General features: G+C 32.5%; 8 protein-coding genes. All 8 read left to right on the top strand.

Annotation, left to right across the window (positions count from 1 at the left end; all coding sequences use genetic code 11):
* Nucleotides 1-134: 134 nt before the first annotated feature.
* The 8 genes from VFW36_RS04925 to VFW36_RS04890 are packed head-to-tail and all read left to right on the top strand — an operon-like array spanning nt 135 to nt 6,787.
* The gene (locus tag VFW36_RS04925; protein WP_329657697.1) at nt 135-923 is read left to right on the top strand and encodes an aldolase/citrate lyase family protein; all 789 of its coding nucleotides are present in this window, start codon (nt 135-137) and stop codon (nt 921-923) included.
* A 21-nt stretch (nt 924-944) separates the two neighbouring features.
* A complete protein-coding gene (locus tag VFW36_RS04920; protein ID WP_329657696.1) occupies nt 945-2,018 on the top strand; it encodes a DegT/DnrJ/EryC1/StrS family aminotransferase in 1,074 nt (357 codons plus the stop codon).
* Nucleotides 2,015-2,731 (top strand): WbqC family protein, encoded by a 717-nt coding sequence (locus VFW36_RS04915; protein ID WP_329657695.1) that lies wholly within the window; start codon nt 2,015-2,017, stop codon nt 2,729-2,731. The genes VFW36_RS04920 and VFW36_RS04915 overlap by 4 nt, the downstream gene beginning before the upstream one ends.
* The gene (locus tag VFW36_RS04910) at nt 2,724-3,683 is read left to right on the top strand and encodes a hypothetical protein (protein ID WP_329657694.1); all 960 of its coding nucleotides are present in this window, start codon (nt 2,724-2,726) and stop codon (nt 3,681-3,683) included. The genes VFW36_RS04915 and VFW36_RS04910 overlap by 8 nt, the downstream gene beginning before the upstream one ends.
* A complete protein-coding gene (locus VFW36_RS04905; protein ID WP_329657693.1) occupies nt 3,683-4,636 on the top strand; it encodes a hypothetical protein in 954 nt (317 codons plus the stop codon). The genes VFW36_RS04910 and VFW36_RS04905 overlap by 1 nt, the downstream gene beginning before the upstream one ends.
* On the top strand, nt 4,633-5,091 hold the full coding sequence (locus tag VFW36_RS04900; RefSeq protein WP_329657692.1) for a GNAT family N-acetyltransferase: 459 nt from the start codon (nt 4,633-4,635) through the stop codon (nt 5,089-5,091). Before VFW36_RS04905 ends, VFW36_RS04900 begins: the two co-directional genes overlap by 4 nt.
* Complete coding sequence (locus VFW36_RS04895) at nt 5,088-5,828, top strand: class I SAM-dependent methyltransferase (protein ID WP_329657691.1); 741 nt, start codon at nt 5,088-5,090, stop codon at nt 5,826-5,828. Before VFW36_RS04900 ends, VFW36_RS04895 begins: the two co-directional genes overlap by 4 nt.
* Complete coding sequence (locus VFW36_RS04890) at nt 5,825-6,787, top strand: glycosyltransferase family 2 protein (RefSeq protein ID WP_329657690.1); 963 nt, start codon at nt 5,825-5,827, stop codon at nt 6,785-6,787. Before VFW36_RS04895 ends, VFW36_RS04890 begins: the two co-directional genes overlap by 4 nt.
* Nucleotides 6,788-6,796: the final 9 nt, after the last annotated feature.

The following is a 6,796-nucleotide window of genomic DNA, read 5'->3' as shown; positions in this document are numbered from 1 at the left end:
AAGCGTATCGGTAAGGCATTAACCGCTATTATTCCGGATCACACTTTTATTATGCAAAAGATGGATGATGTAAGTGAAGAAGAATTTGATTATGCATTGAATGTGACGAGAGATTTTTTAGTAGGGAGAACAATATGAATATTATCGAACGAGAGATGGTAGAAGTCCTAAAAACACTTCGGGACGAATACGGTGTATTTGAGATCAAAGCGGAGTTTGAAGCGGAAGGGAGCCGTATCGAGGAGATGATGCGTCTAAAAGATGTCACTTCGAACGTAGATTTGCCGATCATCTTAAAAATTGGCGGAGTAGAAGCTATTACCGATATTTATAATGGCCTTTCTATTGGGGTAAAGGGCATTATCGCTCCTATGGCAGAAACTGCTTTTGCGGTATCAAAATTTTTGAATTCGATTGAAACGTTTGTTGCCGAAGACAACCGCGAAGATGTTGATTTTGCCATCAATATCGAAACCCAAACAGCATATGAAAATCTTGATAGCATTTTTGCCCTTGAAAAACTTCCACTTTTATATGGGATTACTATCGGACGAGTAGATATGGTCGGTTCTATGGGATATGATCGGAGCCGAGTGGATGGGGACGAGATTTCTGCCATGTGCCGGAATATTTTCCAAAAAGCGCGTGAAAAAAATCTTAAAACAGGTCTTGGCGGGGCGATTTCTACCGGTTCAATCCCTCTTATCAAATCATTAGTGGCTGATAATTTGATCGATAAATATGAAACAAGAAAAGTTGTTTTTGCAGCAGACGCTATTCACAAAAATCCTGAAGCAGGAATTTTAAAAGCGATAGAATTTGAGCTACTTTGGCTAAAAAGCAAACGTCGCTATTATGCCGGTATAAAAGCGGAAGACGAACATCGTATTGAGATGTTAGAAAAACGGTTGAACTTAAAATGAATATGTTTTTGCTGGTATCATATGATTAATGTTACCAAAACACATCTACCAAATAAAGAAAAATATAAACAATATGTCGATGAAATTTACGCTAATGGATGGGTAACAAATAATGGACCGCTTGTTAAAAAATTAGAAAAACGGCTTGCACAGTATTTGGGAGTAAAAAATCTGGTATTGGTCTCTAATGGGACTGTAGCATTAGAGATAGCATATCGTACGCTCGGGATTAAAGATTTTGTTGTTACAACACCATTTAGTTTTGTCGCTACTACCAGTTCATTGGTTACAAACAATTTGTTACCTATTTTTGCAGATATTGATCCCGAAACGTTTAATATCGATACTCAAAATATTGAAGCTGCAATTACCAAAAATACGAGTGCAATATTACCTGTTCACGTATTTGGAAATGCATGTAAAGTCGAAGAGATTGACAAAATAGCGAAAGCCTATAATCTAAAAGTTATATACGATGCTGCTCATGCATTTGACGTTCAATACAAAGATCAAAGCATTTTGAATTATGGTGACATATCAACACTTAGCTTCCATGCAACAAAACTATTCCATTGTATTGAGGGGGGAGCATTAATTATTAACGATGATGCTTTGGTGGAAAAAGCACGCTATCTTATTAATTTTGGTATTGAAAATCCAGAGTCTATTCCACATCTAGGCACGAATGCAAAGATGAATGAATTTGAAGCTGCAATGGGGCTTTGTATTTTGGATGATATTGAAATGATAAAAAGTAAGCGCGAAGTAATTAGTAAACGCTATGCTATGGAATTAGAAGGAATTGTGAAGTTCCAAAAGAAAAATGAGTATTCTACTTCAAACTTTAGCTATTTTCCCGTTGTTTTTGAAAGTGAAGAGCAACTTTTAAAAGTACAAAAAAAGCTAAATGAGCAGGACATTGTTCCACGTCGTTATTTTTATCCATCATTAGATACTCTTAGTTACATTGAGCCGAAACAGTATTGTCCTGTTTCAAGAGATATTGCAAATCGGATTTTGTGTTTACCAATTTACAGTGACTTGAGTGAAAGCGATCATTTGCGAATTATTGAAATTATTAAAGGTTCATTGTGACCGTAGCGATTATGCAACCATATCTTTTTCCCTACATCGGATATTGGCAATTGATTAATGCTGTAGATATATTTGTAGTATATGACAATATCCAATTTACAAAAAAGGGGTGGTTTCATAGAAATAATATTTTGCTAAATGGCAAAAAAACACTTTTTTCTATTCCTTTAAAAAAAGATTCTGATAGTTTGTATGTCATAGACCGATTTATATCAACTGAAGCAGATAAAGAGATTAATAAGATTATTAGACAAATAGAAAACGCCTATAAGAAAGCACCGTATTTTGTAGATGTATTTTCTATGATAAAAGAAATTATCCAAAATGACGAAAGAAATCTTTTTAAGTATATTTATAATTCAATAATACAAATATGTAAATATCTTGAAATAGATACTAAAATTATCATATCTTCTACAATAGATATTGACCATACTCTAAAATCTCAAAATAAAGTAATAGCGTTAAATAAGGCATTGAATGCAACAAAATATATAAATCCAATTGGCGGTATTGAACTTTATGAATTTGAAGAATTTAAAAAGGAAAATATAGAGCTTACTTTTTTGGAATCCAATATTCCTGAATATAATCAATTTGGAAATGAGTTTACTCCTTATCTGTCTATTATTGATATTATGATGTTTAACAGTAAAGATGATATAAAAAAGATGTTAATAGAGTATAAATTAGAGGGAAATAGTAATGTTTAAATGGAAGAAACTAGGGTTAATATTTAATCCTACAGAGTATAAAAATAATAATTGGCTAAATGAGTTTGCGCAAGCGCCAAGTGTAATTGAATTTGAAGATTATATTCGTGTTTACTTTAGTTGTAGACCAAAAGTAGATACCAACGGACAATATGTGAGCTATTCATCTTATGTTGATTTAGATAAACAAAATTTCAGTATCCTTCATATTGCCGAGCACCCTATCCTTGAACTTGGCAAGCTTGGTACTTTTGATGAATTTGGTACATATCCTGTTTCGGTTATAAAGGAAGAAAATCATTATTTAGCTTACTACGGTGGCTGGACAAGATGTGAATCGGTACCCTTTAATGTGGCGATCGGATGTGCCAAAAGTGATAATGGTGTTACATTTAAAAAATTAGGGGATGGTCCTGTTTTAGCGTATTCGATTGATGAACCATTTATTTTGAGTGGACCTAAGATTAGAAAATATAATGGAATTTTTTATTTATTTTATATTGCAGGTAGACGGTGGGTATTGGTTGATGGCAAGCCAGAGCCTGTATATAAGATTAGAATGGCAACTTCAACTGATGGTATGAATTGGAATAAACAAAATAGGGATCTAATACGGGATGTTTTGGGGGATGATGAAGCTCAGGCAAGCCCCGATGTTATCTTCTCAAACGGAAAATACCATATGTTTTTTTGTTATCGTGAGGCAAGTGACTTTAGACGAAATAAAGATCGAAGTTACAGAATTGGCTATGCATATTCAACAGATTTGATTTCGTGGATCAGAGATGATTCAAAAGTTGGTATTGAAACTTCTAAAGAAGGTTGGGATTCAGAAATGATTGCATATCCACATGTTGTGAAATTAAATAATAAATATTATATGTTTTATTTAGGTAATGAAGTAGGTAGATATGGGTTTGGTGTCGCTGAATTAGAGGGAGACCTTTTATAATGAAATGGAAAAAGTTAGGAAAAATTTTTGATCCCTTAGAACATAAATTATATGAAGATTATATTGGATATGCTCAAAGTCCACAAGTTTTGGTATTTGAAGACTTTGTTAGAATTTATTTTTCTATTCGAAAAGAATCGGAAAATAAAAAATTTGTGAGTCATATTCAATTCATAGATATGGATAAGCAATTTAAAAAAATTATCAATAAATCTCAACATGAAGTTATTGCAACTGGTGCTTTAGGTTGTTTTGATGAGCATGGAATATTTCCTATTAATGTTTTAAGACATAATGATAAAATATATGCCTATACAAGTGGATGGTCTAGACGAGTTTCTGTGTCTGTTGAGACAAGCATAGGGCTTGCAATTAGTCGTGATAATGGAAGTACTTTTGAAAGAGTAGGTAGCGGTCCAGTGTTGACAGCATCTTTAAATGAGCCCTATTTAGTAGTCGATGGGTTTGTCAAAGTATTTGATGACCTTTTCCATATGTGGTACATATATGGTACAGATTGGGTAAAAGTGAATGAAAGTGCCGAAGCTGAACGAACTTATAAGATAGGACATGCTGTATCTAAGGATGGAATATTTTGGGAAAAAGAAGGTCGCCAAATTATCCAAGATAAAATAGATAATGAATGTCAGGCACTACCAACGGTGATAAAAATTGAAGAACGGTTTTATATGTTTTTTGCATATAGAAGTACATTTGATTTCCGTAATAATTCAAATAATGCCTATAGAATCGGATATGCTTATTCGGACGATTTAGTTAACTGGATTCGAGATGATGAGAATGTTGGAATCGATGTCTCATCAGAAGGATGGGATGCTGAAATGATCTCATATCCGCATGTATTTGAGTGTGATAAAGAGATTTATATGCTTTACAATGGTAACCATTTTGGTAAAAATGGTTTTGGCATAGCCAAATTAGAAAATTTATGAAAACTATTGAAGTTAGTATCAAAACAGCAAAACAAGAGGATATATTGATCCACTTACTTCATTGTAATACTGATTTTAATCCATATCTTGAGAAACGCGTAGATTTGAATTCATTTGCTACCAAAATTTATACACAAGCAATTAGTTTTGAAGTGTGGGTAGATCAAAGCATTGTAGCTTTGTTATCGGGGTATGTTAATGATTTAGAAAACAAAGTAGCATATATAAATCATGTAAGTGTATTGAAAGAATTTAGAGGCAAGGGTATATCAAAAGTATTATTAGATAAGTTTATACAATATAGCAAGGATCAAAATTTCAAAAACATAAAATTGGAAGTTTCAGAGAATAACAGAACCGCAATAAGTCTTTATGAAAAACATCATTTTACTATTGAGAACATAGTAAGTGGCAAAATAATAATGATAAAAAATCTAACAGGAGTAAACGAATGAAACGAGATTACAATAAAGAGATTATTGATAATGAAAGGGAATATGCGTATTCCTTCGATTTTGATGTAATGCATCCATTCATGTTAAAGTCGTTTGAGCCATTTTTTAATAAAAATGGTAGTTTGTTAGAATTGGGTTGTTTTAAGGGAGACTTTACGAAAAGAATTGTCGAAATTTTTGATGATGTCACTTGCGTTGAAGCATCTAGTGAAGCTATAGATGAAGCAAAGCAAAAAGTTTCCTCTAACGTAAAATTCATCAATGCATTATTTGAAGATGTAGCATTAGATAAGAAATACGACAATATAGTTTTGACACATGTTTTAGAACATTTGGATGATCCTGTAAGAGTATTAAAGAGAATAAATGATGAATGGTTAAGTGACAATGGGAGATTTTTTTTGGTTACTCCAAATGCAATGGCTCCATCACGACAAATCGCTGTAAAAATGGGGTTAATAACTCATAATTCAGCTGTTACACCTGCAGAAGAAAAACATGGACATAGAATCACCTACACATTAGATACACTTGAAAGAGATGCCAAAGCAGCAGGTTTAAAAGTAGTGCATAGATCGGGAATATTTTTTAAGGCATTGGCAAATTTTCAATGGGATCGATTGCTTGCGACAGATATTATTTCAACAGAATATTTAAATGGATGTTATGAATTGGGTCAACACTATCCTGAATTATGTTCTAGTATATTTTTAATGTGTGAAAAGGGTAACAAATGAAAAAACTATTTTCTTTGATAATACCTGTTTATCAAAATGAAGATAATCTGAATGATACTATTCCAAGATGCATTAACTTTTTCAAAAGAATTGAAGAAGAATATAATTATGAATTTATTTTAGTTAACGATGGTTCTACGGATAAATCACTTGAAATTTTAAAAAAATACCAAAAGTTATATCCCAGTAGTATAAAAGTTATCAATTTAAGTAAAAATTTTGGACAGGCAATGGCAATTGTAGCAGGTTTGGATTATTCAAAAGGAGATGTGGTCGGTGTAATATCTGCTGATTTACAAGATCCTGTTGAGTTAATACAAGCGATGTTGAGCGATTGGTGTAGCGGATATAAATTAGTTATAGGAGAAAGAATAAAAAGAAATGATAGTTTTATAAATAATTTTTTCTCTACTGTGTTCTATAAAATTTTAAGAAAATATGCAGTTAGTAATTACCCCAATGGAGGATTTGATTTTTGGGTTATGGATCGGATTGTTGTTAATGAGTACCTGAATATCCGAGAAAAAAATGTGGGCATACAAATGACTATTTTAAATTTAGGTTTTGAATATTCAGTTCATCCCTATGAACGAGAGAAAAGGCTTAAAGGGAAATCTCAATACAATTTTTGGAAAAGAATTAAAAATTTTTATGATGCATTCTTAGCAAATTCTTATACACCGATTCGGGCGGTTAGTGCGACAGGTTTTATCGTTTCTCTTGGAGGCTTTTTATATGCACTTTTTGTAATAGCGAGTTGGTTACTTGATCCTAACCCCACCCATGAAACTCGAGGTTGGCCAACACTTGTGGTATTGATTTCTATATTTTCAGGTTTTATATTGATAGCACTCGGAATTATTGGAGAATATATTTGGAGAATATATGACGAGATTAGAAAAACACCTCTTTATGTAATAAAAGAAACTTTAGATAACACTATAGTTGAGGAAAAGTAGGAAGATGAA

This window comes from Sulfuricurvum sp., assembly GCF_036279695.1.
Classification (GTDB): Bacteria; Campylobacterota; Campylobacteria; order Campylobacterales; family Sulfurimonadaceae; genus Sulfuricurvum.
The sequence above is the reverse complement of the archived record's forward strand: the minus strand, read 5'-3'. Positions and strand labels throughout refer to the sequence as shown.

Bases quoted from the DNA above. Each gene is read 5' to 3' on its own strand.
- VFW36_RS04925 (WP_329657697.1), top strand. From the start codon at position 135: ATGAATATTATCGAACGAGAGATGGTAGAAGTCCTAAAAACACTTCGG.
- VFW36_RS04920 (WP_329657696.1), top strand. From the start codon at position 945: ATGATTAATGTTACCAAAACACATCTACCAAATAAAGAAAAATATAAA.
- VFW36_RS04910 (WP_329657694.1), top strand. From the start codon at position 2,724: ATGTTTAAATGGAAGAAACTAGGGTTAATATTTAATCCTACAGAGTAT.
- VFW36_RS04905 (WP_329657693.1), top strand. From the start codon at position 3,683: ATGAAATGGAAAAAGTTAGGAAAAATTTTTGATCCCTTAGAACATAAA.
- VFW36_RS04900 (WP_329657692.1), top strand. From the start codon at position 4,633: ATGAAAACTATTGAAGTTAGTATCAAAACAGCAAAACAAGAGGATATA.
- VFW36_RS04895 (WP_329657691.1), top strand. From the start codon at position 5,088: ATGAAACGAGATTACAATAAAGAGATTATTGATAATGAAAGGGAATAT.
- VFW36_RS04890 (WP_329657690.1), top strand. From the start codon at position 5,825: ATGAAAAAACTATTTTCTTTGATAATACCTGTTTATCAAAATGAAGAT.